The 24,448-nt window shown below is 63.2% G+C and carries 26 protein-coding genes; 5 read left to right on the plus strand and 21 right to left on the minus strand.

From position 1 onward, the window contains the following. Window positions 1-404 precede the first annotated feature (404 nt). The 20 genes from HBR93_RS06580 to aspA all read right to left on the minus strand — a co-directional run bounded on the left by HBR93_RS06580 (window position 405) and on the right by aspA (window position 19,534). Window positions 405-1,631, minus strand: a complete 1,227-nt coding sequence (locus tag HBR93_RS06580) for a hypothetical protein (RefSeq protein WP_169960039.1) — start codon at window positions 1,629-1,631, stop codon at window positions 405-407. Between the two features lie 447 nt (window positions 1,632-2,078). Then, a complete protein-coding gene (locus HBR93_RS06585; protein ID WP_057440558.1) occupies window positions 2,079-3,038 on the minus strand; it encodes a PDR/VanB family oxidoreductase in 960 nt (319 codons plus the stop codon). After that, on the minus strand, window positions 3,031-3,438 hold the full coding sequence (locus HBR93_RS06590) for a Rid family hydrolase (RefSeq protein ID WP_057440557.1): 408 nt from the start codon (window positions 3,436-3,438) through the stop codon (window positions 3,031-3,033). The genes HBR93_RS06585 and HBR93_RS06590 overlap by 8 nt, the downstream gene beginning before the upstream one ends. Next, on the minus strand, window positions 3,435-4,469 hold the full coding sequence (locus HBR93_RS06595) for an aromatic ring-hydroxylating dioxygenase subunit alpha (protein WP_057440556.1): 1,035 nt from the start codon (window positions 4,467-4,469) through the stop codon (window positions 3,435-3,437). Before HBR93_RS06595 ends, HBR93_RS06590 begins: the two co-directional genes overlap by 4 nt. A 21-nt stretch (window positions 4,470-4,490) precedes the next feature. Beyond that, entirely contained in the window at window positions 4,491-4,718 is a 228-nt protein-coding gene (locus HBR93_RS06600; RefSeq protein ID WP_034116488.1) for a recombinase-like helix-turn-helix domain-containing protein, read from the minus strand. Between the two features lies 1 nt (window position 4,719). After that, complete coding sequence (locus HBR93_RS06605; RefSeq protein WP_169960040.1) at window positions 4,720-5,037, minus strand: hypothetical protein; 318 nt, start codon at window positions 5,035-5,037, stop codon at window positions 4,720-4,722. Between the two features lie 2 nt (window positions 5,038-5,039). Next, window positions 5,040-6,182 carry an FAD-dependent monooxygenase gene (locus HBR93_RS06610; RefSeq protein WP_057440554.1) on the minus strand — a complete coding sequence of 381 codons (1,143 nt, stop codon included), beginning with the start codon at window positions 6,180-6,182 and terminating at the stop codon, window positions 5,040-5,042. 13 nt (window positions 6,183-6,195) lie between these two features. Further along, entirely contained in the window at window positions 6,196-7,161 is a 966-nt protein-coding gene (locus HBR93_RS06615) for a VOC family protein (RefSeq protein WP_169960041.1), read from the minus strand. Further along, window positions 7,161-8,654, minus strand: coding sequence for an aldehyde dehydrogenase (locus tag HBR93_RS06620; protein ID WP_169960042.1), 1,494 nt, complete (start codon window positions 8,652-8,654; stop codon window positions 7,161-7,163). Before HBR93_RS06620 ends, HBR93_RS06615 begins: the two co-directional genes overlap by 1 nt. A gap of 10 nt (window positions 8,655-8,664) precedes the next feature. After that, window positions 8,665-9,468, minus strand: a complete 804-nt coding sequence (locus tag HBR93_RS06625) for an aspartate dehydrogenase (RefSeq protein WP_057444232.1) — start codon at window positions 9,466-9,468, stop codon at window positions 8,665-8,667. Between the two features lie 10 nt (window positions 9,469-9,478). Beyond that, window positions 9,479-11,161, minus strand: a complete 1,683-nt coding sequence (locus tag HBR93_RS06630; RefSeq protein WP_169960043.1) for a thiamine pyrophosphate-binding protein — start codon at window positions 11,159-11,161, stop codon at window positions 9,479-9,481. Next, window positions 11,154-11,951 carry an SDR family oxidoreductase gene (locus HBR93_RS06635; protein WP_169960044.1) on the minus strand — a complete coding sequence of 266 codons (798 nt, stop codon included), beginning with the start codon at window positions 11,949-11,951 and terminating at the stop codon, window positions 11,154-11,156. The genes HBR93_RS06630 and HBR93_RS06635 overlap by 8 nt, the downstream gene beginning before the upstream one ends. A 1-nt stretch (window position 11,952) precedes the next feature. Beyond that, a complete protein-coding gene (locus tag HBR93_RS06640; RefSeq protein ID WP_057440549.1) occupies window positions 11,953-12,786 on the minus strand; it encodes an IclR family transcriptional regulator in 834 nt (277 codons plus the stop codon). Continuing rightward, window positions 12,783-13,661 (minus strand): alpha/beta hydrolase, encoded by an 879-nt coding sequence (locus tag HBR93_RS06645; RefSeq protein ID WP_169960045.1) that lies wholly within the window; start codon window positions 13,659-13,661, stop codon window positions 12,783-12,785. Before HBR93_RS06645 ends, HBR93_RS06640 begins: the two co-directional genes overlap by 4 nt. A 4-nt stretch (window positions 13,662-13,665) precedes the next feature. Beyond that, window positions 13,666-14,205, minus strand: coding sequence for a cupin domain-containing protein (locus HBR93_RS06650; RefSeq protein WP_029289969.1), 540 nt, complete (start codon window positions 14,203-14,205; stop codon window positions 13,666-13,668). A 13-nt stretch (window positions 14,206-14,218) separates the two neighbouring features. Continuing rightward, the gene (locus tag HBR93_RS06655) at window positions 14,219-14,983 is read right to left on the minus strand and encodes an SDR family oxidoreductase (RefSeq protein ID WP_115129446.1); all 765 of its coding nucleotides are present in this window, start codon (window positions 14,981-14,983) and stop codon (window positions 14,219-14,221) included. Further along, complete coding sequence (locus HBR93_RS06660; protein WP_057440547.1) at window positions 14,983-15,756, minus strand: ABC transporter permease; 774 nt, start codon at window positions 15,754-15,756, stop codon at window positions 14,983-14,985. The genes HBR93_RS06655 and HBR93_RS06660 overlap by 1 nt, the downstream gene beginning before the upstream one ends. 28 nt (window positions 15,757-15,784) lie before the next feature. Continuing rightward, the gene (locus tag HBR93_RS06665; protein ID WP_169960046.1) at window positions 15,785-16,777 is read right to left on the minus strand and encodes an ABC transporter substrate-binding protein; all 993 of its coding nucleotides are present in this window, start codon (window positions 16,775-16,777) and stop codon (window positions 15,785-15,787) included. A gap of 39 nt (window positions 16,778-16,816) precedes the next feature. Beyond that, window positions 16,817-17,653: an ABC transporter ATP-binding protein gene (locus HBR93_RS06670; protein WP_057440627.1), complete on the minus strand. Its 837-nt coding sequence runs from the start codon at window positions 17,651-17,653 to the stop codon at window positions 16,817-16,819. Between the two features lie 456 nt (window positions 17,654-18,109). Next, window positions 18,110-19,534, minus strand: coding sequence for an aspartate ammonia-lyase (aspA, locus tag HBR93_RS06675; protein WP_038444539.1), 1,425 nt, complete (start codon window positions 19,532-19,534; stop codon window positions 18,110-18,112). Window positions 19,535-19,714: 180 nt separating this feature from the next. Between aspA and HBR93_RS06680 the strand changes: the two genes are divergently transcribed. From HBR93_RS06680 to HBR93_RS06700, 5 genes are all read left to right on the plus strand, one after another. Then, window positions 19,715-20,623, plus strand: coding sequence for a LysR substrate-binding domain-containing protein (locus tag HBR93_RS06680; RefSeq protein WP_057440625.1), 909 nt, complete (start codon window positions 19,715-19,717; stop codon window positions 20,621-20,623). Window positions 20,624-20,951: 328 nt separating this feature from the next. Continuing rightward, on the plus strand, window positions 20,952-21,443 hold the full coding sequence (gene purE / locus HBR93_RS06685) for a 5-(carboxyamino)imidazole ribonucleotide mutase (RefSeq protein ID WP_057440545.1): 492 nt from the start codon (window positions 20,952-20,954) through the stop codon (window positions 21,441-21,443). Window positions 21,444-21,455: 12 nt separating this feature from the next. After that, entirely contained in the window at window positions 21,456-22,541 is a 1,086-nt protein-coding gene (locus HBR93_RS06690; RefSeq protein ID WP_057444228.1) for a 5-(carboxyamino)imidazole ribonucleotide synthase, read from the plus strand. 100 nt (window positions 22,542-22,641) lie between these two features. Further along, window positions 22,642-22,887 (plus strand): GlsB/YeaQ/YmgE family stress response membrane protein, encoded by a 246-nt coding sequence (locus HBR93_RS06695; RefSeq protein ID WP_029289950.1) that lies wholly within the window; start codon window positions 22,642-22,644, stop codon window positions 22,885-22,887. A gap of 78 nt (window positions 22,888-22,965) precedes the next feature. Beyond that, window positions 22,966-23,502, plus strand: coding sequence for a DUF3299 domain-containing protein (locus HBR93_RS06700; protein WP_057440544.1), 537 nt, complete (start codon window positions 22,966-22,968; stop codon window positions 23,500-23,502). A 54-nt stretch (window positions 23,503-23,556) separates the two neighbouring features. Here the strand turns inward: HBR93_RS06700 and HBR93_RS06705 are convergent, their stop codons facing one another. Next, a complete protein-coding gene (locus HBR93_RS06705) occupies window positions 23,557-24,444 on the minus strand; it encodes a D-hexose-6-phosphate mutarotase (RefSeq protein ID WP_128593290.1) in 888 nt (295 codons plus the stop codon). Between the last annotated feature and the right edge of the window lie 4 nt (window positions 24,445-24,448).

Here is a 24,448-nt window from a genome sequence, read left to right on the forward strand (position 1 = left end):
GCTCTGCTTTTGATCTGGCTTTTGATCTTGATCTCAGGCGCCCCGTTAAACCACGATGGCCGCAGGCAGGTATTGCGCAGTGGGCACCCCGGCAGGATGCCGGGGTAGCCGCGACACGGCCATGGATGGCCGATCGCGGCGGGCCCACGGAGCAATGCCTGACTGCGGGCATGCCGAGCCTAGGCGAGGCACCGAGTGGTGGGGCAAGAGCCCTTTTGGTTACTTTTGGGGCTCTTTTCCAAAAGTGACCCGCTGTAAGAGCGGAACCAATAGCCGCCGTAACCCCAGCAACGGATATGTACACAAACCCAAGAAGCACCAGAGAAAAGAGTTATGTAGAGACTCATGCCTATCGCAACCTCGCCAAAGCTCAACAGCTCCCACCTTTGATTTTTGTTGCCTGGTTAGAAGTAGTAACCAATATTCACGTTGGTGCGGTAATACCACTCGTTGCTGCCCACCGAGCTGGTATTGGTAAAGCCGCTGCCATTCTCGGCCCCGCCATAGGGGTTGGCGTTGCGCGCCCAGGTAAAGTCGACCCAGGCCATCACCGGCATCGCCAGGAACTGCGCGCCCACGGTGAACATCTGCGAATCATCCCAGGCGCTCTTGTCTTTCATCATCCGGCTGTAGTCGGTGTACAACTTGACCTTCTTCAACTGCCCCAGCGTCGGCGTGTAGACGTCATAGCCGAGGTTGATCGAGACGAGGGTGGCCTTGGACGCGATCAGGTACGCGGGGGTCAGGCCGTTGCCGCCCATCAGCACCGAGTCCTTGCTGACGCCGGTGGGGTTTTCAGGGTCGTATTCGTAGCGGATGGCCTGGCTGGTAACGGTCCACAGCCCCTTGTTGATGATGGCGTGTACACCGGCGGCCCAGTAGTCGCCGTCGTCCCGGGTGGTGGCGTTGTACAGCTGGGCGGTGGCCAGCGAGGCGCCGATCTCGGTTTTCCAGCCATCGCTGTTGAAGGTCCGTGCTACGCGGGCGTTGAGTTGGTTGCGCTTCTCGTTGTCCTGGCGCGATTGGATCGCGGCAATCGCATTGTCCTTCAGGTCGGCGTAACGCCCGACTTCAGGCGAGTAGCGAAGGTCGCTGGGCAACATGCGCGGGAAGAAACCCAGTTGCACGTCCCAGTCCTGGTCCTTGTAGCTGTACTTGAGGCCGGTGCCGGCACTTGAGGCATAGCCCATGAAAAACGGCAGGTGGTAGCTCCAGCCAAATTGCGGATATGGCTCCAGGCCAAACGGCTTGAACGGCGCTCCCAGTTGCACGTTGGAGTTGGCATTGAGCCGATAGCCGACGAAACCACGGTCGATGGAGCGCTTGCCGTCGTCCTGGAACCAGTAGCCGATATCGCTATAGAGGCTCTTGTAGGTGGCCTGCACGTCCAGGCGGAACGTGTCGAAGAGGAAGCGGCCATTGTTCTCGGTGGTGTCCCAATGCTCGTCGCGATAGTTGGTACGCAATGCACCGCCGATATCCAGGCTGGCGTCGCCGGCCTCACTGCGCCAGGCAATATGCGGGAATGGTTTATTGGCGGCGTTGGCCCGCACCGGTTCGGAAGGGATGGGTTCTGCGGCGAAACTGCTGAAACTGGCAAACATCAATCCTGCACACAAGACACGCTTCATAGAGACCTCTCTACCGGGTAATCGGCAACACTCGTCCGCTTGCCTTTAAAGGCAACTAAGGAGGGAGCGGGTCTTACCGGGTTTAAGTGTTGGTTATTATTGTTTTATCGGCGAAACGCCGTTTAATCAGTGAATGCACAGGGGTAGAGCAGGAAGTGTGCCAGGCGGCGTATTTACTGGGGTTTTACAAAAACCTGCTTGAAAACAATTGTTTATATGGGAAACAAAGCGCTGTGTATAACCCATGAAACAACCTGTAAGTGCGGTAACAAAGTTGCTCGGGATAGGTGCGTCTTTATTGCACGCTGCCAATGAAACGGGCAATTTTGTGTTTTACGGGTGAATAATAAGTTGCCTACTTATTTACTCGATAGATCGTCTGCCTGACATTGTGGCGAGGGGACAAGCCCCCTCGCCACAACAGCCCCACCACCGAGCCTATGCAGACTAAAGGTCCAGCACCAAGCGCCGGCTCTTGCAGCCCGAAACGCACACCATCATCGACGTGTTCGCCGCACGCTCGGCCTTGGTCAGTACCCCGTCGCGGTGGTCGATCTCGCCTTCCACCACCCGCGTTTCACAGGAGCCGCACACCCCCTCGCGGCAGCTGTGGTCAATGTCGCAACCGGCTTCGAGCAACACATCCAGCAAACTCAAACCGGGCTCCACCGACAGCGTCTTGCCGGACTTTTTCAGCTCCACGCTATAGCGGCTCTGGGCATCTTCGCTGGGCGGCAGTTCGGCGGCGGTAAAGCGCTCGATATGGGCATGGGGATAACCCAGGCGCTCACAGGTGCCCTCGAACGCATCCAGCATCGGCGTCGGCCCGCAGCAGTAGAAGTGCGTATCTGCCGGCTGGCCAGCGAGGTAGGCGGCGAGGTCCGGCGGCACGCCTTTCTCGTCGTTGAAGTGGTACACCACCCGCGCATCCAGGCCGTTCAAGGCTTCCACCAATGCCGCTTCCTGGCGCGAGCGCGCGCAATAGATCAGCTCGGCGGATTTTCCCTGGGCCAGCAACTGGCGGAACATGCAGTAGATCGGGGTAATGCCGATGCCACCGGCCACCAGCACACTGTGGCTGGCGCTCAGGTCCAGCGCGAAGTTGTTGCGCGGCGCCGAGATCGACAGCGGCATGCCGACCCGCAGTTGGCTGTGCACATATTCCGAGCCGCCGCGGCTGTTGCGGTCACGCAGGATGCCCACGGTGTAGCGCCCCTGGTCGCTGGGGGAGTTGAGCAGCGAGTAGCTGCGCACCAGGCCGTTGGCCAGGTGCAGGTCGATGTGCGAGCCGGCCTCGAACGGCGGGAACACGGTATCGCCCAACGGCCGAAACTCCACGCTGATGATGCCTTCGGCTTCATAGCGCAGGGTGTGCACGCGGGCATTGAGCAGGGAGGGCTTAGACATCATTCACCTCTGTGACGGTACGCAGGTCGACATCGAGCCGGGCACTGGCCTCGATCTCGACCCGTAGTTCAGGAAACACCAGCGCGCTGACGGCCACCAGGGTGGACGTGGGAAACACGGCCTGCCCGGCGAAAAAATCCCGTCGGGCGCGGCCCACTTGGTCTTTGTCGGCGATATCAGTGAGGTACACCGTCAGCCGGTAGATATTGCCCACATGCCCGCCGGCCGCCGTCACCAGGGCCTGGATCTTGCCCAGCACCACCAGGGTCTGGGCGTAGCAATCCAGGGGGGCCTCGCGGCTGGCGGGGTGCGCGGTCATCCCCGACATCACCACTTCGCGGCCGATCAGCAGCGCATTCGACCAACTGGCCCCGGCGGGCGCCACCACGACCGCGTTCATGGCAGTTGCTTCGCGTCGATCAGTTCAAGCTGGGCCTTGGCCGCGTTTTTCAGGTAACGGCGCATGCGCACCACGCCCAGGTCGTGCTGGTAGAGGTTTTCGCGCTGGTTGGCGTCCGGCTCCATGAATTCCAGCAGCACCCGATCCTGCTCCAGCACGGCCCAGTGCCGCGCTTCCAGGCGGTTCTTGTAAAGGAAGCGCCAGGTGTCGCGCTGCCAGCCGGTCAGCGGTCGGCAGCGCCAGTGGAACACCGCCGAGAGCGCGCGGCTGCTCGGCGTGTAGCTGCCGATAATGGTGAAGTTGCCGCCCGGGCCGCCGGTTTTCGGGTAGGGGATTTCCAGGCGCAGCCAATGGCAGCCGTTGTCCATGAACTCGGTCCAGTCGAAGTTCACCCCGCGCTGGCCTTCCTTCTCGAAGAAGAACCCGTTGTCGGTGTCGCGGGTGACGAACTTGGCGGTGGCTTCGCCTTCACTCATCGAGTGCGACATCTTGTGCAGGTAGGTGCCGTGCATCGGGTCCATGACGTTGTCGATCACGTAGCGGTAGTCGCCTTTCCACTCGGTGTAGCAGACGAAGCTGCTCCACTCCGGCGAGGTCAGTTGCTCGGGCAGCACCAGTTCCGGCGGGGTCTCTAAATGCGCGTCGGTGGCATTGAACAAAAAGATCGCGCCTGCCGCTTCGCGGGTATGGAACATGCGGGTCGGGCGGCTGCCTTCGAGTTTGCAGCCGGGGCTGCCGGGCACCTTGGTCACGGTGCCGTCACAGCGCACTTCGACGCCGTGATACGGGCATTGCAGGCGATCACCCAGCACCGGGCCCTGGGACAGCGGCGCGCCGCGATGGGGGCAATGGTCTTCGAGGGCGTGTACGCGGCCATCGTTGTCGCGCCACAGGGCGATCTTGTAGCCGAGGCGGCGCACCGACACCGGCTTCTCCCCCAACAGGTCCGAAGGCAACACCGGGAACCAGAGGTCTTTGAGGCCATTGGCCAGATGGTTTTCAACAGGGTCGACGGTCAATTGCATAGTCATTGTTCTATTCCTTCTGCCGGGTCATTCGCCCAGCCGGGCCATCAGGGTTTGATAGGCATCTGCCGTCCACTCGCCGCTGGTCAGCGGGCAGGGCGGGCCGGCCAGGTTGAGGTGGGCGAGCAGCGCCGGCAGCTCGGTCACGCCGTTGCCGAAGGCGCGTTCGATGGAGTCGCCCAGCAGCTCTTCAAACTGGGTATTGGGCCGTTTGCGCGCCTGATGGGGCTCGAGGAAGCGTTCGGTAGTGCTCATGTCATTGACCTCCGTTGCGTACCCGTTCGCGGATGGTTTCGCGCACGGGGATAAAGTCGTATGTCGGGAAAACTTCAGTGCTGAACACGCCCCACGCCGAGCGCTCAAGCTCGACGTTAAGGGCTGGCAGCAGGCTCGGCGGCAAGCGCAGGGTGACGATCTGGCCCAGGCCCATGGCCACGGTCCAGCTCACCAACTCCACGCCCTGCGGTGGAAAACGTTCCCACCAATCCTGCTGCTTCATATGCCGCTGAATGTCTTCCAGGTTCTTCGTTTGGTCGTGCTTGAGCAGCACGGTCACCAGCAAGCTGTCGCTCATATTCAGGCCGCGCTTTGGGTGGGGATGGTCCAGGCGTCGTAGCCATAGACCCAATCGGCGTTGCCGCCGTCCTTGAGCCACTGGTTGCCCCGCGAGCCGATCTGGATCTGGCTGGTGCGTTCCAGACGCGCCTGCTGATAGCCCTGCAAGGCCGCGGCGACCTGGGACGGGCTGTCGAGGTCTTGCAGGTAACGGGCGAGCACCACCGCATCCTCGATGGCCTGGCCGGCACCCTGGGCCATGAACGGCATCATCGGGTGGCAGGCATCGCCCAGCAGGGTGATCGGGCCCTTGGACCAGAACGGCAGCGGGTCGCGCTCATACAGCGCGGTCTTGAGCACATCGCTGCACGCATCCAGCAGGGCACGGGCGTCGGGGTGGAACGCCTGATAGTGGCTGCGCAGCTCGTCGGCATCGCCAGCGCTGGTCCACGACTCTTCGTGCCAGCTGTCCTGGGCGGTGGTGGCGAAGATAAAAATATCTTTGCCCTGGTTGAGCGGGAACGTAACGATCTGGCTCTGCGGGTTGGGGCCCCACCACTTGGTAAAGGCCTGGATATTCGGCACATGGGCCACCAACTCGGCCGGCACCACCGCGCGGTACGCCACCACCCCGGTAAAGCGCGGGTGCTCTTCGCCAAACAGCGCGTTGCGCACCACCGAGTGGATGCCGTCGGCGCCGATCAGCACATCGCAGCGGTGCTGGCTGCCGTCCTTGAAGTGCAGGCAGATGCCGTCGTCAGTGTGCTCAACCCGCTCGGCGCGCTTGGCGAATTGCACCTGCTCCAACGGGAACACTTCGGCCAGGGCCGCCAGCAGGTCGGCGCGGTGGATGGTCAGTTGCGGGGCGCCGTACTTTTGCTCGGCGGCGTCGGACATTTCCAGGCGTGAAGTCTCTTCGCCGCTGTCCCACATCCGGCTGATGCGATGGGTCGGCCGGGCGGCCGGGATGCGCACGGCGGCGCCAATCCCCAGGCCATCCAGCGCACGTACCGCGTTGGGGGTGAGGTTGATGTCGGCGCCGACCCGCAAAAAGGCCTTGGACTGTTCAAACACGGTGACCTGGTGACCGGCGCGGTGCAGGGCGATGGCGGCGGTCAGGCCGCCGATACCGGCACCGGCGATAGCAATATTCAGGGAAGGCATGGGCGACTCCTGCTCAGGATTTGGGTTTGTCGGTGAGGAACTTGCCTTGCGGCGCCTCGACGTGTTGTTGGCGCCGGGTATTGCCGTCGATACCGCCGGCAATCGCCCATTCGGCGAACACCGTGGGCCCCGGCTCAAAGGTGCGTGGCTGCCATTCGCCGGTCAGTTGGTCTTCGTCGGCGTAGTACTCCACCAGCGCGCCGGCCGGGTTCTTGAAGTACCAGAAAAACGCCGAAGACACCGGGTGACGCCCAGGGCCAATCTCGGTCGGCCAGCCGCTGCGGGACACGTGCATGCCACCGCCAAACACCTCGTGCACATCGCGCACGGTAAAGGCCACATGGTTCAGTCCCGCCCGTGGCGCCGGCAGTTGCAGCATGAACAGGTCGTGGTGGCCACCTTCCTCGGCGGTGCGCAAAAAGGCCCCGCGATCCGGATAGCGGTCCGAGGCCTGGAAGCCGAAACGCTCGTGGTAGAAGGCTTCGCAGGCGTTCACGTTCTTGACGAAAAACACCACGTGACCGACTTCAATCGGCGTGGCGCGCTCGTAGATCGGCGCCGCCTTGTTGATCCGGCCCTTGGTCTGCCAGGTGTTGTGGCCGCTGCACTCGATCTCCAGCTCGCGCTTACGCGTGACTTGCAGGCGGATCGCTAGGCCGTTGGGGTCGGTGCAGCCGATGCGCCCGTTGCCTTCGACAAACCCCGGGTCGTTGGCGATGCGTTCGGCGTACAGCGCAAGGTCCGCCGCGTCGGCCACGCCCCACACCACTTCACGCACGGTGGAGCCGGCCTCGATGGCGGGCGGCAGGCCGGGTTTGTTCAGGTCGGCGAGCACTACGCGGCAGCCATTGAGGGTCTCGAAGATCACCTCATCGGGTTGCGTGCTGACCTGGGTCAGGCCCCAGTCGCTGAAAAAACGCACGCAGGTGTCGAGGTCCTCGACGCCATAGGTGACTTCATCAATACCTAAAACGCTCATCACGCTACCTCGTGTGGCACACCGGCCCAGGCCAGTGGCTGTTGGTTCATGCCCCAGTAGAGGCTCTTCTGTTCCATGTATTGCAGGATCCCCAGGCGGCCTTTTTCGCGGCCCAGGCCGCTGTCGCGCCAACCGCCGAACGGTGTGGAAATCGAGAACTGTTTGTAGGTGTTGATCCACACGGTGCCGGCCTGCAAGCGCCGGCCCAGGGCCCAGGCGCGCTTGTAGTCGCGGGTCCAGATGCCTGCCGCGAGGGCGTACAGGCTGTCGTTGGCCTGCTCCAGCAATTGATCTTCGTCGTCGAAGGGCATGGCCACCAGCACCGGGCCGAAGATTTCTTCCTGGCATACCTGTTGTTGGTTGTGCAGGCCCTCAAGAATGGTCGGCGGGTAGAAGTAGCCCTGGTCATACAGGCCACCGCTGGGGCGCTGCCCGCCCAGGCGCAGGCGCCCGCCTTCGGCCAGGCCGAGGGCGACATAACGTTCCACCGATTCACGATGGCCGGCGCTGATCAGCGGGCCCATCTGCGTGTTTTCGTCGGCCGGGTCGCCCATGCGCAGGTTCGCGGCGGCGGCCACCAGGCGTTGCATAAAGGGCTCGTACAGGGCGCGCGCGACAAACAGCCGCGAGCCGGCAATACAGGCCTCGCCCGAGGAGCTGAAAATGCCGTAGAGCACGCCCGCCACCGCGTGGTCGAGGTCGGCGTCATCAAGGACGATGGTCGGCGACTTGCCGCCCAGCTCCAAAGACACCGGCATCATCTTGTCGGCGGCGATATGGGCGATGTGCTTGCCAGTGCGGGTGCCGCCGGTGAACGACACGCGCTTGACCAGCGGGTGGCGGGTCAGGGCGTCGCCCAGCAGCGAGCCCTTGCCGGGCAGCACGCTGATCAGGCCCTTGGGCAGGCCGGCCTCTTCGCACAGACTGGCCAGGCGCAGGGCCAGCAGCGGGGTGATTTCCGCCGGTTTGATCACCACCGCATTGCCCGCCGCCAGGGCTGGCGCGACCTTCTGCGCCTCGCTGGCAATCGGTGAGTTCCACGGGGTGATCGCGGCGACCACGCCCATCGGCTCATACACGCTCATGCTGACGAAATCACCGCGCGACGGGGTGATGGTTTCTTCCAGGGTTTCGCAGGCGGCGGCGAAGAACTGGAAAGTGCCGGCCGCACTGGCCACCAGCGCACGGGTTTCATTGATCGGCTTGCCGTTGTCCTGGCGTTGCAGCTGCGCCAGTTCCTCACTGTGCAGGCGGATCAGCTCGGCGATGCGGTACAGCACACCGGCCCGCTCATGGGGTTTGCGCTGGGCCCAGCCGCTGTGCAGGAAGGCCTGGTGCGCGCCCTGGATGGCGTCTTCCACATCCTGCAAATCGGCAGCGTTAAGCCAGGCCACGGCCTCGCCAGTGGCCGGGTAGCGGCTGGCGTAGCGCTCGCCACGGCCCAGGCGCCAGTGGCCGGCGATGCAGATCGGTAAAGTCTGTTCGAGGGTCATCGACGGGCTCCTAAATTGAGATGGCATGGGCGTGGTTGCCCAAGGCACGGACCACGCTGTACACGGTCAGCGCCGAGGTCTTGGGGTTGGCCAAAAGCGGCTTGCCGCGCAGGCTCAACTCGAAACGGCCAAAGGCGCCACGGGCTTCGAAGTGGTGGACGTTTTCGTCGCTGTGGGGGTCGGCGATCAGCGTGACGTGGGTGCGATCCAGGCCCAGCCCGGCCAGGGACAGGGTGGCCGCAACGTTGGCGTTTTTCGGGTACAGCCGCGCGGCCTCACGGGCACTGCCCTGGAAGATCACCGTGGCTTCGCGGATGCTGTCCAGGTCGCAAGCCTGCTCGCCGGGAGTGTTCTTCCAGGCGCGGGCTGGCTTGCGCCCGGTGTAGTTGACCGAGTCCAGGCCGCCGACCTTGGCCGCCGACAACGCATCAATACCGCCAATCGCCCCGGGCAGCAGCTCGATGCGGGTCTTGCCGCGCTCGGCGGCGGCCTCCAGGCGTTCCACCAGGCCCACTTCGGACAAGGCGCCGACCGACACAATCAGGCAGGCAATCCCACGCTCCAGGGCCGGCAGCACATGCTCTTCGATGGCGCGGTGGCCGGCGCACTCCACCAGCAAATCCGGGCGCGTATCGGCCGGCAAGGCGGTCAGCACCTGCGGCGGTTGTTTGAAACTGGCCAGGCGCTGGCGCACCAGGGCTTCGGAGCCCTCGGAAGCGATGACGTAATCCACGCACAACTGCGGATCGTTCTCCAGCAGCTCCAGCACGCCGACGCCAATGGCGCCGCAGCCGATCATGGTGATATGCAACATGCGACGATCCTCAGGCGGTGGCCTTCTGGGCTTTGGTTTCGCTGTTGGGCGGGCCGGCGAACTGGGTGGCGAAGTTGCCCACGCTGAGCATGTCCACTTCCAGCAGGAACGGGCCGGGCTGGCTCAAGGCGCTGTCAACCACCTTGCCGAAATCCTTGAGGTCGGTGACCAGGCCATGGCGCAGGCCCATGGATTCGGCGAGCTTGGTGTAGTCCGGGGTGTGCAGGTCGACATAGCAATGCCGGCTGCCGTAGACCGCGTCCTGGATATTGCGGATCACCCCGTAGCGCTGGTCGTTCATCAGCAGAATCACCAGGTTGGCGCGCTCCTGGACCAGGGTCGCCAGCTCACCCAGGTTGAGGATGAAACCGCCATCGCCCGCCAGGGCAAACACCTTGCGCTCGGGCGCGGTTTCAGCGGCTGCCACCGCGGCACCGATGCCCATCGCCAGGCCCTGGCCAATACCGCCGCCCAAGGCGTGAACCCCGGCGCGTGGGTGGTACAGGTTGAGCAGGCGGTTGCCCCAGATGCTGTTGGACAGGGTCACATCGCGCACCCAGGAGAAGTTGCGCCCGGTGCTGGCCTGCAATTGCTCGACCATCGCCGAGTACGGGCCCAGGTCCGCGACCAGTTGGCTGCGCGACTGTTCACGCACGGCCTTGAGTTCGGCGAGGAACTGCGGGTCGGTGTGCAGGCGGCCTTCCAGGCGGTCAGCCAACCCTTCCAGGGCCAGGGCCGCGTCGCCGCAGATAAACAGTTCGCTGGCATAGCTGCGGCCTTCGATGGCCGGGTTGGCGTCGATGCGCAGCGTGTTCTGCGGCAGCTTGAGCGCGTACTTGAAGGTCTCATTGCTGCGCAGGCGCGACCCGGCGATCAGCAGTGCATCGCAGGTTTGCAGGAACTGCTCGACCCGCTTGTTCTGCGAAAAGGCCCCCAGGCAACGTTCGTCGTCTTCGTTAACCACGCCGCGACCCTGGGTCGAGGTGATCACCCCCACGCCCATCGCCAGCAGGCGCTTGACCTGCGCCCCGGCATGCCGCGCGCCGCCGCCGAGCCAGAGCATCGGGCGTTTGGCACTGGCCAGGCGCGCGGCCACCAGGTCGAGGGCTTCCGGTGCCGGCACAGCGACCGGGACCGGCAGTGGCGACAGGTCGGTGGGCATTGGGATAAAGGCCGACTGGATGTCGATCGGGATCTCGACGCTGACCGGGCCGGTGGGCGCGGTCAGCGCGGTCTGCACCGCGAGCTTCAGGGTGCTGATGGCGGTCTCGACGCTGCGCACGCGGAAGGCCGCCTTGGACACGGCCTTGAGCATGTTCAACTGGTCGCGGGCTTCGTGGATATACGCCAGTTCCTGGTCCAGGTACGGCGTCTCGATCTGCCCGGTGATGTGCAGCACCGGGGTGCCGGCAGTCTGCGCTTCAACCATGGCCCCAGCCGCATTGCCGGCGGCAGTGCCGGTGGAGGTCAGGCACACACCCAGGCCACCGGTGGTGCGGGCATAGGCGTCGGCCATGTTGGCGGCGCCGGCTTCACCCCGGGCCATGACAAAGCGGATATTGCCGCGCACGGCGAAGGCATCGAGGATCGGCATGTTGTGGATCGAGATCACGCCAAACGCGGCCTTGACGTCGCATTGTTCGAGAAAGGCGGTGATGGCAGCGCCCACGGTGACAGTGTTTTCATTACGCATGGCGGGACAGGCCTCCAGAGACATCGATATGGCTGCCTGTGGTGTAAGCCGACAGAGGCGAGGCCAGAAACAGGATCGCGCGGGCCGCTTCAATCGGCAGGCCCAGGCGCCCCAGGGGAATATGTTTTTGTTGGGCCAGGCGGGCGGTCCATTGCGCCCAGTCGAGGTCGCGTTCTTCACGCGCTTCGAAGCGGCGGCGCCATTGCCCGGACTCCACCAGGCCAATCAGGATGCCGTTGACGCGGATGCCTTGCGGGGCGAATTCGGTGGCCATCGAGCGCACCAGGTTCTTGATCCCGGCGCGGGCAGCGGAGGTGGCGACCATGTGCGGTTCCGGCTGGCTGGCCAGCAGTGAGTTGACGCAGACAATCGCGGCGTCGGCCTGGCTTTGCAGCTGCGGCGTGAAGGCGCGGACCGGGTTGATCACCGAAAAAAACTTCAGGTGCAGCTCTTCGGTCCAGGCGCTTTCGGTGGTGTCGGCAAAGGTCGAGACCCGGCCTTGCCCGGCGTTGTTGATCAGCACGCTGGCGGCGCCCAGCGCGGCCTGGCTGGCGCTGGCAAAGGCGTTGACCGATTCGCCATCGAGCACATCGCACACCTGGGCCAGCAGTTGGCCTTGCGGGAAACGTTGGCGCAGGTCGCTTTCGGCACGGCGCAGGCGTTCTGCATCGCGGCCGCAAAACGCAACGCCCGCACCGGCTTCCAGCAGCAGTTCGACGCATGCCAGGCCTATGCCCGAGGAGCCTCCGGTGACGATTGCGGTGCGGCCCTGCAATGAATAAAGGCTCATCTCAATCTCTCATCAAGGCAGTGACGCGGGGCTGCCCGCTGTGGGCGCCGCCGTTGTAGTTGAGCAGGCGCGACAGCTCGTCGGCGCTGCGCCGCACTTGGTTCAGCAGCTCTTCAAAATTCACATGACCGATCTGCGTGGTCGGGATGGTCACGCCGAGGGCTGCCACGATGTCGCCGCTCTGGTCGCGCACGGGCGCGGCCACTGTGGAAATCGCCGATTCAAAGAACCCTTCGCCGCTGACAAAGCCGCGCTGGCGGTCGGCCTGGAGCATGTCGAACAGCTCCATCACGGTTTTCGGGGTGCAGTGGGAGTGCTGTTCCAGGTGCTCCTCGGGGTACAGCTCGCGCAGTTCGGCCAGTGACAGGTCTTCGAGGAGGATGCGCCCCAGCACCGTGGCATGGGCCGGCAGGCGGGTGCCGACGTTGACCGCGTTGGAGAACACCGAAGGCGGCGACACCTTGGCCACGTACACGATGGAACGCCCGTCGCGCACCACCAGGTTGCTCGGGTAGTTAACCCGGTCGCACAAACGGGCCAGCAGTGGCTGGCCGAGTTCGGTCAGCTCCAGCGACGCCAGGTACTCGAAGCCCAGGCGCAGCACCGACATGCCCAGGCGGTATTCGTTGCCGCTGCGGGTGACGAAGCCCATGGTTTCCAGGGTGGTCAGCAAGCGGAAAATCGTCGAGCGCGGCAGCGCCAGGCGCCGCGCCAGTTCCGGCGCGGTCAGGGTCCGGTTGCGCCGGCTGAACTCGCAGAGCAGCAACAAGCCGCGCTCCAGGCCCGGCACGATGTATTTGTCCTGAGCATCCTTCAGCAGATCTGAGTCGTTCATAGGGTTCTACCTGTCAGGGATTGTTTGAGGGCGTAGGCCAGGCGACCGGCAACCACCAGCGGTTGTTCGATGGGGCTGGCATGGCCTGCGTCGGCGATCAGGTTGAAGCTGGCACCCAGGGCCTTGGCCACGCCCAGGCAGGTGTCGGGTGGGGTGATGCTGTCGGCTTCGCCGCAATGCACCTCGCAGGGCATTGCAGGTTGGCCGTGGCGCAGCAAGTCGTCGCCGCACAGCAGTTCGATGGCCTGGCGATAGCCCAGCGGGTTCAGGCGGGCCATGTTCCAGTGCACCCAGGCCAACGCTTGGGGCTGGGCACTGGGCGAGAGCATGTGGGCGCTGCGCTGCTCGGCCAGCCCGGCGATGCCCAGGCGTTGCAGGTTGTCCAGGCGTTGCTGGCGCACTTGCTGGCGCTGCGCGTTGCGCTCGGGCGCGCCATAGCCACGAGCGGGGCTGATCAGTACCAGGCGGCTCACGCGTCTGGCCTGGGCACTGCGGGCCAAGGCCAGGGCGGTCAGTGCGCCCAGGGAATGGCCGACCAGTACGCACTCGTCCACCTCCAGCGCATCGAGCATCTGCACCAGGCGCGCGGCGTATTGCTCGGCCTTGGGTACTTGCGACTCCAGGGGGCTGGAGTCGCCATAGCCGGGCGCGTCCCAGGCGATGACCCGCGCCTGGGCCGCCAGATGTTGTGCCACCTGCAGCCAGGACGCCGCGCCGGAGCCGATGCCGTGCAGCAACACCACTGCCGGTCCCGTGCCGCATACCCGCAGGGCCTGCTGGCCTCCTGCTGACGCGACCCGTTGCTGGGGGAAATCGCGCTGCAGTTGGGCTTGCAGGTCGGCCGTCGGCGCGGCGTGCGTGAGTCCTGGCAACATGGGCTTACCCGCGCTTGATCGAGGCCAGAGGGTGCTCTGGCGGATAGGTCGGGGTGATCGGTTTTTTCGCGCCGAGCATCACGCACATCAGCGCGTCTTCATCGCCGATGTTGATTTCTTCGCGGTACACGCCGGGCGGCACGGAAATCACGTCGCGGTCGGTGAGGATGGTCTCGAAGCGCTCGCCGTCCTTTTCCAGCACCACCTTGAGTTTGCCGCGCAGCACGAAGAACACTTCTTCGACGTCAATGTGCAGGTGCGGCGGGCCTTCGTGGCCGGCCGGGATGACCATGGTGGAAAAGGTGAAGTGCTCCGACGGGATGGTGTTCATGTCGGTGCTGATGCCAGTGCCGCCCGTGCCGATGTAGCGCATTTGCGCGCGGCGGAACTTGGGGTCGTAGTCAGCCTGGAACTTCAGGGCATCCCAGTCGTACTTGCGCGTCTCGTAACGGGCGATGCGCGTGCTCATCCAGCTTTCCAGGCTGGCGCCGGCAGGGCGGTCCCAGCTTTTCGGGGTGTCGTTTTGGGCAGATAGATCAGTCATGACAGTCTCCAGATCAAGGCATGACGAACCCGCCGTTGACCGGCAGGGTTTGTCCAGTGATAAAGCGGGCAAGGTCGGACAGCGCGAACAGCACGGCGCCGCTGACGTCTTCGGGCAATTGCGGGCGTTGCAGGGCCCGTTGGTCGTTGTACAAACGGTGGCGCGCCTCGGGCACGTAGGCGGTGGCTTCCACCAGCACCAGGCCGGGGGCGATGGCGTTGACGGTGATGTTGTCGCTGCCCAGCTCCCGCGCCAGACTGCGGGTCATGGCGATGATCGCGCCTTTGCTGGCGACATAGGCCAACAGGTTCGGCGCGCCCCACAGTGGGGTGTCCGAGGCCAGGTTGACGATGGCGCCCTGGCCGCTGGCGCGCAGGGCCGGCAGGCAGGCGGTGGTCATCAGCCAGGTGCCGCGCACGTTGACCTGCATCACCTGGTCCCAGGTGTCGATGCTCAATGCTTCGCAGCCCTTGCCGCCGGAGTTGGTGATCGAGGCGTTGTTCACCAAGCCATCGAGGCCGCCCAGCAGGCTGATCGTCGCGTCGACACAGGCCTGGATCGACGCGGGTTGGGCCAGGTCGACGGTGACGGCCTGCACATCCAGGCCCAGCGCCCGCAATTCACAGGCGGCCTGCTGCACACGTTCGTGCAGCACATCGGCAATCACCACTCGGGCACCGGCCTGGCCGATGGCCTGGGCAAAGGCATAGCCCAGGCCACGGGCGCCACCGGTGACCAGCACGCGACGGCCTGCAAGCAAAAGGTCATGGCGGCTCATCATTGGGTGCTCAACATGGCTTTGGGCATGTAGTGCAGGACGCGTTTTTCCGCCCACACCACTGCGCCGTAGGCGATCACCCCAATCAGGGTCAGCGCGACAATGGCGACGAACACCCCGGCGGTATTGCCCTGGCCCTCGGCGTCCACCAGCAAAAAGCCCAGGCCCTGGTTGCCGCCGACCAGTTCACCGACGGTGACGCCGATCACGGCCAGGGTCGAGGCAATGCGCAGGCCGGAAAACAGTGCGGCCATGGCCGAGGGGAACTCCACCAGGCGGAAGATCTGCCAGCGGTTGGCGTTCATGGTGCGCACCAGGTTGATCATGTCTGGGTCGACGGTGCGGATCGCCGAGAGCACGTTGATCATCACCGGGAAAAACACGATCAGGATCGCGATCAGAATCTTCGGGTAGATGGTGTAGCCCAGCCACATCACGAACAGCGGCGCGAAGGCGACTTTCGGCGCGATCTGCAAGGCCAGGATGTACGGCGACAACATGGCCTCGGCAGCCGGCGACAGGCCCAGCGAGACACCGATCACCACCCCCAGCAGGGCGCCGAGGGCGAAGCCGACAACGATCTCCAGCGCGGTGATCAGGGTGTGTTGCAGCAGGCCGCCGGTCTGCCACATCACCAGGCCTTCCTGGGCTACGCGGCTGAGTTTGGGCATGACGAACTCGGGCATGCCGAGCAGGCCGGGGCCCCATTGCCAGAGGACCAGGAACAGGATCAGCAGCGCGACGCTACCGAGCACGGAGTTATTGTTTTTCATCGTGTACGTACCTCAATGTCCCGGTGGTTCACTGTGCGGCGACCGGGCTGTCGACGAATTGGTTGGTGAAGAGGTCTTCAAGCGGAGTCGCCTGGGTGACGATGCCTTCGCTGACATAGAACTGCAGGACCTTGTCCAGGTGCTGGGGATCGATGTGCCCGAGCACGGTCTGCTTGGCGTAGACGTGTTCGACGTAGAGCTTGAAGATCTTCTCCAGCGAGTCCTCCTTGCCGGCATACGCCGGTACCGCCTTGGCGAAGGTCACGGCAGCGGCGCGCGGGTCCTGGATGATGTCGCGCATGCCTTGCAGGGTGCCCTGGACCACGCCGCGCACGAGCTTGGGCTGGTTCTTGATGGCGTCGTCGGAAGCGAGAATCGCCTGGGCCATGCTTTCGAAGATCTGGTCCTGGGGGATCAACTTGATCTGCACCCCGGCTTCCTCGGCATTGATCACCCAGTCCGGCACCCCGGCCATGGCCTGGGCCTTATTGGCGGAGAACAACTGCCAGACGCCGGCGGGGCCGGCGGCCTGGATGTTCACGTCGTTCTTGCCCAGCCCGGCTTTGCGCAGCGAAGCGAGCAGGGCGTAGTAGGTGGTGTCGGAGTACGACATCACCGTCATGGTCTTGCCCTTGAGGTCGCTGACGCTGTTGATGTTGTCCTTGGCGTTGGTGGCGATCATCGTCACGCCGCCGTCGCCCAGCACCGCCACGGCGCGTACCGGGATGCCATTGGCCCGCACCACGATAGGCGTGTCACCGATGGCCCCGCCGATCAACGCGTTACCGGCGCCGATCTGCTTGGCCACATCCACGCCACCTTTGGCGGCGATGAACGTCAAGTCCAGGTCCTGGGCCGTGTAGTAGCCCTTTTCCTTGGCGATGATCCACGGTGCGAACGCGGGCGAGTTGGGCGGCGCCGGCAGCAGGTAGGTGACCTTGGTCGGCTGCGCCTGGGCGGCACAGGCCACACCGAGGCCCAGGCTGAGGGCGCAAAGACGTTGAAACAGAGACTTGAGCATGGGGACTCCGGAATCGGTTGGGGGCCGCAAGGGCGGTGATCAGTGCAGTTCGGTGTCGGCGCCGACCTGGAGCAACTCCATCAGGCGGCCTACCAGCGGGCCGATTTCCGGCAGCTTGCGGCGCTCCAGGGGGTTGTCGCGAAACGGCAGGTCGATGCTGATTTCTTCGATGATCGTGCCGGGGCGGGCGCTCATGACCAGCAAGCGGTCGGACATGGCGATGCCTTCGATCAGGTCGTGGGTGATGAACAGCGCGGTTTTCTTCTCGTCGAAGAGCATCCGTGCCATGTCCTGTTGCAGGATCATCTTGGTCTGGGCATCGAGGGCCGAGAACGGCTCGTCGAGGAACAGCACCTGCGGGTCGATGGCCAGGGTGCGGGCCAGGGCGGCGCGCTGGCGCATGCCACCGGAGAGCTGGAACGGGTAGTGATCGGCGTAGCCATTGAGGTGGCAGCGGTCGAGCAGGTCCAGGGCCACCTTCTGCCGGGTGGCGGCAGGCACGCCCTGGATTTCCAGGCCCAGTTCGACGTTGCGGCGGATGCTGCGCCAGGGCATCAGCAGGTCCTTTTGCAGCATGAACGCGACCTGCGGCACCGGCCCGGTGACTGGCTCGCCACCGACGAACACTTCACCTTCGCTGGGGCGGTACAGACCCGAGCCCATGTTCAGGATGGTGCTCTTGCCGCAACCGGAAGGGCCGATGATCGACACCACTTCACCCCGGCGAATCTTGAAGTTCACCTCGCGAATGGCGAAGGGCGCGTCCGCTTTACCCTTGGCCGGGAAACATTTACCGACATTGCGAAATTCAATTTCAGTCGGCTCCAGCTCTTCCCTGAGAGCTTGGTTATTCCATTGGGGCGTCACGGCGTACATCTCTTTCACAGCCATCAGGAAGGTACTCTGGTCTGTTTTATAGGTGATACGCCGTTTAGTGCATGAACAATGCCAGGGGTTTATTTCCTACAGGTTTTTAGTAAATGTCCTTTTATATGAATGACTTGGGGTTGATTAATTGAAAGTTTGACGTTTCATATATGAAACGTTGGTTCTTATATGGCACGAATTTGCACACTGTTCGGGCATGTAATGGGAAGTTGCGAGAGGTCGGTGCTTTTTCAGGTAACGCGGGGAAGTTAATAAACGGCTTATTTGTTTTATATATAAAACGCAGTTGCGCGCTTCTATATAGGTGTTAGTGGGAGCGAGCCAACTCGCTCAGGGGGCAGGCGTTAAAAAGCAAAAAAAAGGGCCTGAAGATCGAAATCTTCAAGCCCTCAAAAGGGTGAGAGGTGTCTAGTCCCTCAACCTGGTGAGCGGTGCTACATGCGTTCAGGCCTTCAAAGGCACCAGACGCGGGGCAATCATGTTTTCCGGGCGCAGGATGTCGTCGAGCATGGCGTCGTCGAGCAAGCCTTCTTCGCGCACCAGTTCCAGCACGCCACGGCCGCTTTCAAGGGCGATACGGGCGATGCGGGTGGCGTTTTCATAGCCGATGTACGGGTTCAGCGCGGTGACCAGGCCGATGGAGTGCTCCACCAGTTCGCGGCAGCGTGCTTCGTTGGCGGTGATGCCGACGATGCAGTGTTCGCGCAGCATGTCCATGGCGCGTTGCAGCAGGCGGATCGAGTCGAAGATCTTGAAAGCGATCAGCGGCTCCATCACGTTCAGTTGCAGTTGGCCGCCTTCGGCCGCCATGGTCAGGGCCAGGTCGTTACCGATGACCTGGAAGGCCACCTGGTTCACGGCTTCCGGGATGACCGGGTTGACCTTGCCGGGCATGATCGAGCTGCCTGGCTGACGCGCTGGCAGATTGATCTCGTTGATCCCGGTACGTGGGCCGCTGGACAGCAGGCGCAGGTCGTTGCAGATCTTCGACAGCTTCACCGCGGTACGCTTGAGCATGCCGGAGAACAGCACGAACGCGCCCATGTCGGAGGTGGCTTCGATCAGGTCGGCCGCCGGTACCAGCGGCTGGCCGCTGATGGTGGCCAGGCGTTGTACGGCCAGGGCCTGGTAACGCGGGTCGGCGTTGATGCCGGTACCGATGGCGGTGCCGCCCAGGTTGACTTCGGTCAGCAGCTCCGGAGCCAGGGTCTTGAGGCGTGCCAGGTCTTCACCCAGGGTCGTGGCGAAGGCGCGGAATTCCTGGCCGAGGGTCATCGGCACGGCGTCTTGCAGTTGGGTGCGGCCCATTTTCAGGACGTGGCCGAACTCGACACCTTTGGCGGCGAACGCCTGGATCAGGCTGTCGAGGCTGGCCAGCAGCGCGTCATGGCCCAACAGCAGACCCAGGCGGATCGCGGTCGGATAGGCGTCGTTGGTCGACTGCGCCATGTTCACGTCGTTGTTGGGGTGCAGGTATTGGTATTCGCCCTTGTTGTGGCCCATGGCCTCCAACGCGATGTTGGCGATGACTTCGTTGGCATTCATGTTGGTTGAAGTGCCAGCGCCGCCTTGAATCATGTCCACCACGAACTCTTCGTGGAAGTCGCCGCGGATCAGGCGGGCACAGGCTTCGCTGATGGCAGCGTGCTTGGCTTCGCTGAGCTGGCCCAACTCGCGGTTGGCATCAGCGGCGGCTTGCTTGACCATTGCCAGACCGACCACCAATTTCGGGTAATGCGAAATCGGAACGCCGGAGAGACGGAAGTTGTTCACCGCTCGCAGGGTCTGGATGCCGTAGTACGCTTGGGCAGGTACTTCGAGTACGCCAAGCAGGTCTTTTTCTGTACGGAATGATGCAGCAGAGGACATGACGGAAATCATCTCGATATGGACCCGGGCTAGGCCGGAACGCTGTGAATGCTAGGCTTGTGGAAATTTTTGGGCCAATGCTATTAAGCGCTGGCCTATGCACAAACGGCATAATGTTGATGTGACCCGGTTATCATGGCGGGCGTGTGTGCCAAAATGGTGCATGCCCTGGAGAATCAGATGAACCTTGAAAGCAAATGGCTGGAAGACTTTAGCGCCCTGGCGGCCACGCGCAGCTTCTCCCAGGCGGCGGAGCGGCGCTTTGTCACCCAGCCGGCCTTCAGTCGACGCATCCGCAGCCTTGAGGCGGCCCTGGGACTGACCCTGGTCAACCGCTCGCGCACGCCCGTTGAGCTGACGGCGGCGGGGCAGTTGTTTTTGGTCACGGCGCGCACGGTGGTCGAGCAACTGGGCGAGGTGCTGCGGCATTTGCATCACCTTGAAGGCGGCCAGGGCGAAGTCATGCAAGTGGCGGCAGCGCACTCCCTGGCGCTGGGTTTTTTCCCACGCTGGATCGCGCAATTGCGCAACGAAGGGCTGAACATCGCCACGCGCCTGGTGGCCACCAACGTCGGCGATGCGGTGCATGCCCTGCGCGAAGGCGGCTGCGACCTGATGTTGGCGTTCTACGACCCGGACGCAGCCATGCAAATGGATCCGGAGATTTTCCCGTCACTGCACTTGGGCAACACTGAAATGCTCCCGGTGTGCGCCGCCGATGCCGATGGCAAGCCGTTGTTCGACCTGGAAGGCGAGGGCAGTGTGCCGCTGCTGGCCTACAGCGCCGGGGCGTTCCTCGGCCGTTCGGTGAACCTGCTGTTGCGCCAGCGCGCGCTGCGCTTTACCACGGTGTATGAAACCGCCATGGCCGACAGCCTGAAAAGCATGGCCCTGGAAGGGTTGGGGATTGCCTGGGTGCCACAGTTGAGCGTGCGCGCCGAACTGGCCCGGGGCGAGCTGGTGGTGTGTGGTGGGCCACAGTGGCATGTGCCGCTGGAGATTCGCCTGTATCGCTGTGCGTTGGTGCGCAAGGCGAACGTGCGATTGCTGTGGCGCAAGCTGGAAGGTGGGGCGGCGCAGAATAGCTGAGCCCAACACAAACCCAATAAGCACTAGATAGAAGAGTTGTGTAGATACCTATGCTGCGATAGCGGTGTATCAGCCGACATTGCAGGCAAGCCAGCTCCCAGAGTATTTCGGGGTGTTTTCGCTGACTCTAAAGTCAATAAAACCGCAGGTTTGAAGCGTAAGACAGATGGTCGGCACAGGGGCTGTTTATCTGCATTATTACGGTATACTGCGCGGCCTTCGGCCGGTCCAACCGGCCTTAATTCGTACAACAAGCCACGCCGGATTTCCCGCGTGGCTTGTTGTTTTTTGACGCGCCTGCGGGCGCCCAGAGAGAAGAGGCACGACGATGAGTGCATTGGTTGGCGTGATCATGGGCTCCAAGTCCGATTGGTCCACCCTTAGCCACACCGCCGATATGCTGGAAAAACTCGGCATTCCGTTTGAAGTGAAGGTGGTTTCCGCCCACCGCACGCCGGATTTGCTGTTCCAGTATGCCGATGAAGCAGAATCCCGTGGCATCGAGGTGATTATCGCCGGTGCCGGTGGCGCAGCCCACCTGCCGGGCATGTGTGCGGCCAAGACCCACTTGCCGGTGCTCGGCGTGCCGGTGCAGTCGTCGATGCTCTCGGGTGTGGATTCGCTGCTGTCCATCGTGCAGATGCCCGCCGGGATTCCGGTGGCCACCCTGGCGATTGGCAAGGCCGGCGCGATCAACGCGGCATTGCTGTCGGCCAGTATCCTGGGCGCCAAGCATCCACAGTTCCACGCGGCCCTGAAGAAATTCCGCGCCGAACAGACTGACAGCGTCCTGGACAATCCAGACCCACGCATCGCCTGAGGTTGTTGATTGATGAAAATCGGTGTAATCGGTGGCGGCCAACTGGGTCGCATGCTGGCCTTGGCGGGTACGCCGCTGGGGATGAACTTCGCGTTTCTTGATCCGGCGCCGGACGCCTGTGCGGCGGCCCTGGGCGAACACCTGCGGGCGGACTACAGCGACCCGGACCACTTGCGCCAATTGGCCGATGAAGTCGATCTGGTGACCTTCGAATTCGAAAGCGTGCCAGCCGAAACCGTGGCGTTTCTGTCGCAATTCGTCCCGGTGTACCCGAGCGCTGAAGCACTGCGCATCGCCCGTGACCGCTGGTTCGAAAAGAGCATGTTCAAGGACCTGGGCATTCCGACTCCGGCCTTCGCCGACATCCAGTCCCAGGCGGACCTGGATGCGGCGGTCGCCAGCATCGGCCTGCCGGCGGTGCTGAAAACCCGCACCCTGGGTTATGACGGCAAGGGCCAGAAAGTCCTGCGTACCGAAGCCGATGTGGTCGGCACGTTCGCCGAACTGGGCAGCGTCGCCTGCCTGCTGGAAGGCTTCGTGCCGTTCACCGGCGAAGTCTCGCTGGTGGCCGTGCGCGCCCGTGATGGCGAAACGCGCTTCTACCCGTTGGTGCACAACACCCATGACAGCGGCATCCTCAAGCTGTCCGTGGCCAGCACCGACCACCCGTTGCAGGCCCTGGCCGAAGACTATTCCAGCCGAGTGCTCAAGCAACTGGATTATGTCGGCGTGATGGCATTCGAGTTCTTTGAAGTCGACGGTGGCCTCAAGGCCAACGAAATTGCCCCGCGCGTGCATAACTCCGGGCACTGGACCACCGAAGGCGCCGAGTGCAGCCAGTTCGAAAACCACCTGCGGGCGGTAGCGGGCTTGCCACTGGGTTCCACGGCCAAGGTGGGCGAGAGCGCGATGCTCAACTTCATTGGCGTGGTGCCGCCGGTAGAGCAGGTCATTGCGATTGATGACTGCCACCTGCATCACTACGGCAAGGCGTTCAAGGCAGGGCGCAAGGTCGGCCACGCCAACCTGCGTTGCAAGGACCGCGCGACACTCGACGCGCAGATCGCCAAGGTCCAGGCGCTGATCGCCGCGCAATAACCCACGGGCTGGCGGGAACCATTGGTGACCGCCATCCTCTGATTGCAGGACGCCAAAGTCTGACTAGGCTTCAGCTAACTTTCATTCAGAGGGAAATGCCATGGGTATCATTGGGACCATCTTTATCGGTTTGATCGTCGGCCTGCTGGCGCGTTTCCTGAAACCAGGCGACGACAGCATGGGCTGGATCATGACCATCCTGCTGGGTATCGCCGGCTCCCTGGCGGCGACCTATGGCGGTCAGGCCCTGGGTATCTACCAGGCAGGTCAGGGTGCAGGTTTCATTGGCGCGCTGGTGGGTGCCATTGTGTTGCTGGTGATCTACGGTCTGCTGAAAAAGAAGTAATTTAGCGACAGGCCCTCTGCGCTGCGCAGGCGCAGAGGGCTAGAATGCCGGCACTGTTCTTATTTGCCGAGCCCCTTCATGCGCCGCCTTCTGTTGACTGTCCTTTTGCTGGGTTCAAGCCTGGCCCACGCCGCTGAGCTTACGGAAACCGACTGGCTGGAACTGATGCCCGAGTCGGACCAGAAGGCTCTCGAACAAATGCCGGATATCGACCACAACTCCCCAGAAGCCCTGGGCACCTTTACCGAAAAGGGTGGCCTGAAACAGAGCAAGGGCTTGCCGGCGGTGATGTATTCGACCAAGACCGTGGCCGCCATGAACGGCAAGCACATCCGTCTTGGCGGTTATCCGGTGCCATTGGAAACCGATGCCAAGGGCCGCAGCACCCTGTTTTTCCTGGTGCCTTACCCGGGCGCCTGCATTCACGTACCGCCGCCGCCGCCCAATCAACTGGTGCTGGTGCGCTATCCCAAAGGCTTGAAGCTGGACGATATCTACACGCCGTTGTGGGTCACTGGCACGTTGAAGGTGGAGACGGTCAACAACGACCTGGCGGATGCAGCGTATGCGCTGGATGCAGGGGTGGTGCGGGTGGTGCAGGAGTCGGACCTGTAACCGGCGCCAAAAATCCCCTTGTGGGAGCAAGCCTGCTCCCACATTCGATTGGGATTACAGGGGCAGGCTGGCGATGCTCACACCCATGGTGTGACTAGCACCCGGTGCCAATGCCACCACATCGTCCAGCACGTTCGCCGTCTCGATGCACAGCATGCCCTGCCAGCCATCGTCGGCCATATCATCGAAAGCCTTGGCCCGTTCGGTCCATGGGTTCCAGATCACGGTCGATTTGGACCCTTCGCTGGTGAGCTGGATCCGGCGTTGCCAGTCTTGATCGACGATGTTCAATTGAGCTGGAGTATCGAGGTAGATACGATCGGTCTCTGCAGCGAAGTGCAGTGCGCCGGCCTGTTGCTTGGTCACCCAGCCGTCGGCGGTATCGATATAGTCCAATCCGTCCAGGCCTTCGACCTGCACCTTGCGCACGTCGCTGACTGCGAAGTAGCTGTGCAGCGCCTGGCTGATGGTCACGGTGTCGGTGCCACGGTTGTGGCTGGTCAGGCGGATATGCAGTTGCTCGTCGAGCAGGATGCTCATTTTCAGATCGACCTGATGCGGCCAATCCGGGAAGCCGCCAGCAGGTGCCGGCAATACCAGCTCAACCCGATTGTCTTCGACGCCGGCCAAGGTCCAGATGGCCGTGCGCGCGAAACCATGGGCGCCGGCCGGCTGATCACTCTGGCGCATCGCCTTGACGCTTTGCGGGTTGCGGTCAAACACACCAAACCACGGCCAGCACACCGGCACACCCGTACGGATACCTTTGCCAGCCTTGAACACGGCCTGGTCGTTGGGCCAGATCACCGGCTTGGCGCCCGCGGGCTGGTAGCTGAAGATGTGCGCGCCTTGTTGGGCCACCAGCACTTCGGCGCCGTTGTGGCGGATGCGCCAGCAGTCCAGCTCATCCATTTTCACGGTTTCAAGGTGGGGCGTAGGCATACAA

The organism is Pseudomonas sp. WS 5411 (genome assembly GCF_012985595.1).
Classification (GTDB): Bacteria; Pseudomonadota; Gammaproteobacteria; order Pseudomonadales; family Pseudomonadaceae; genus Aquipseudomonas; species Aquipseudomonas shahriarae.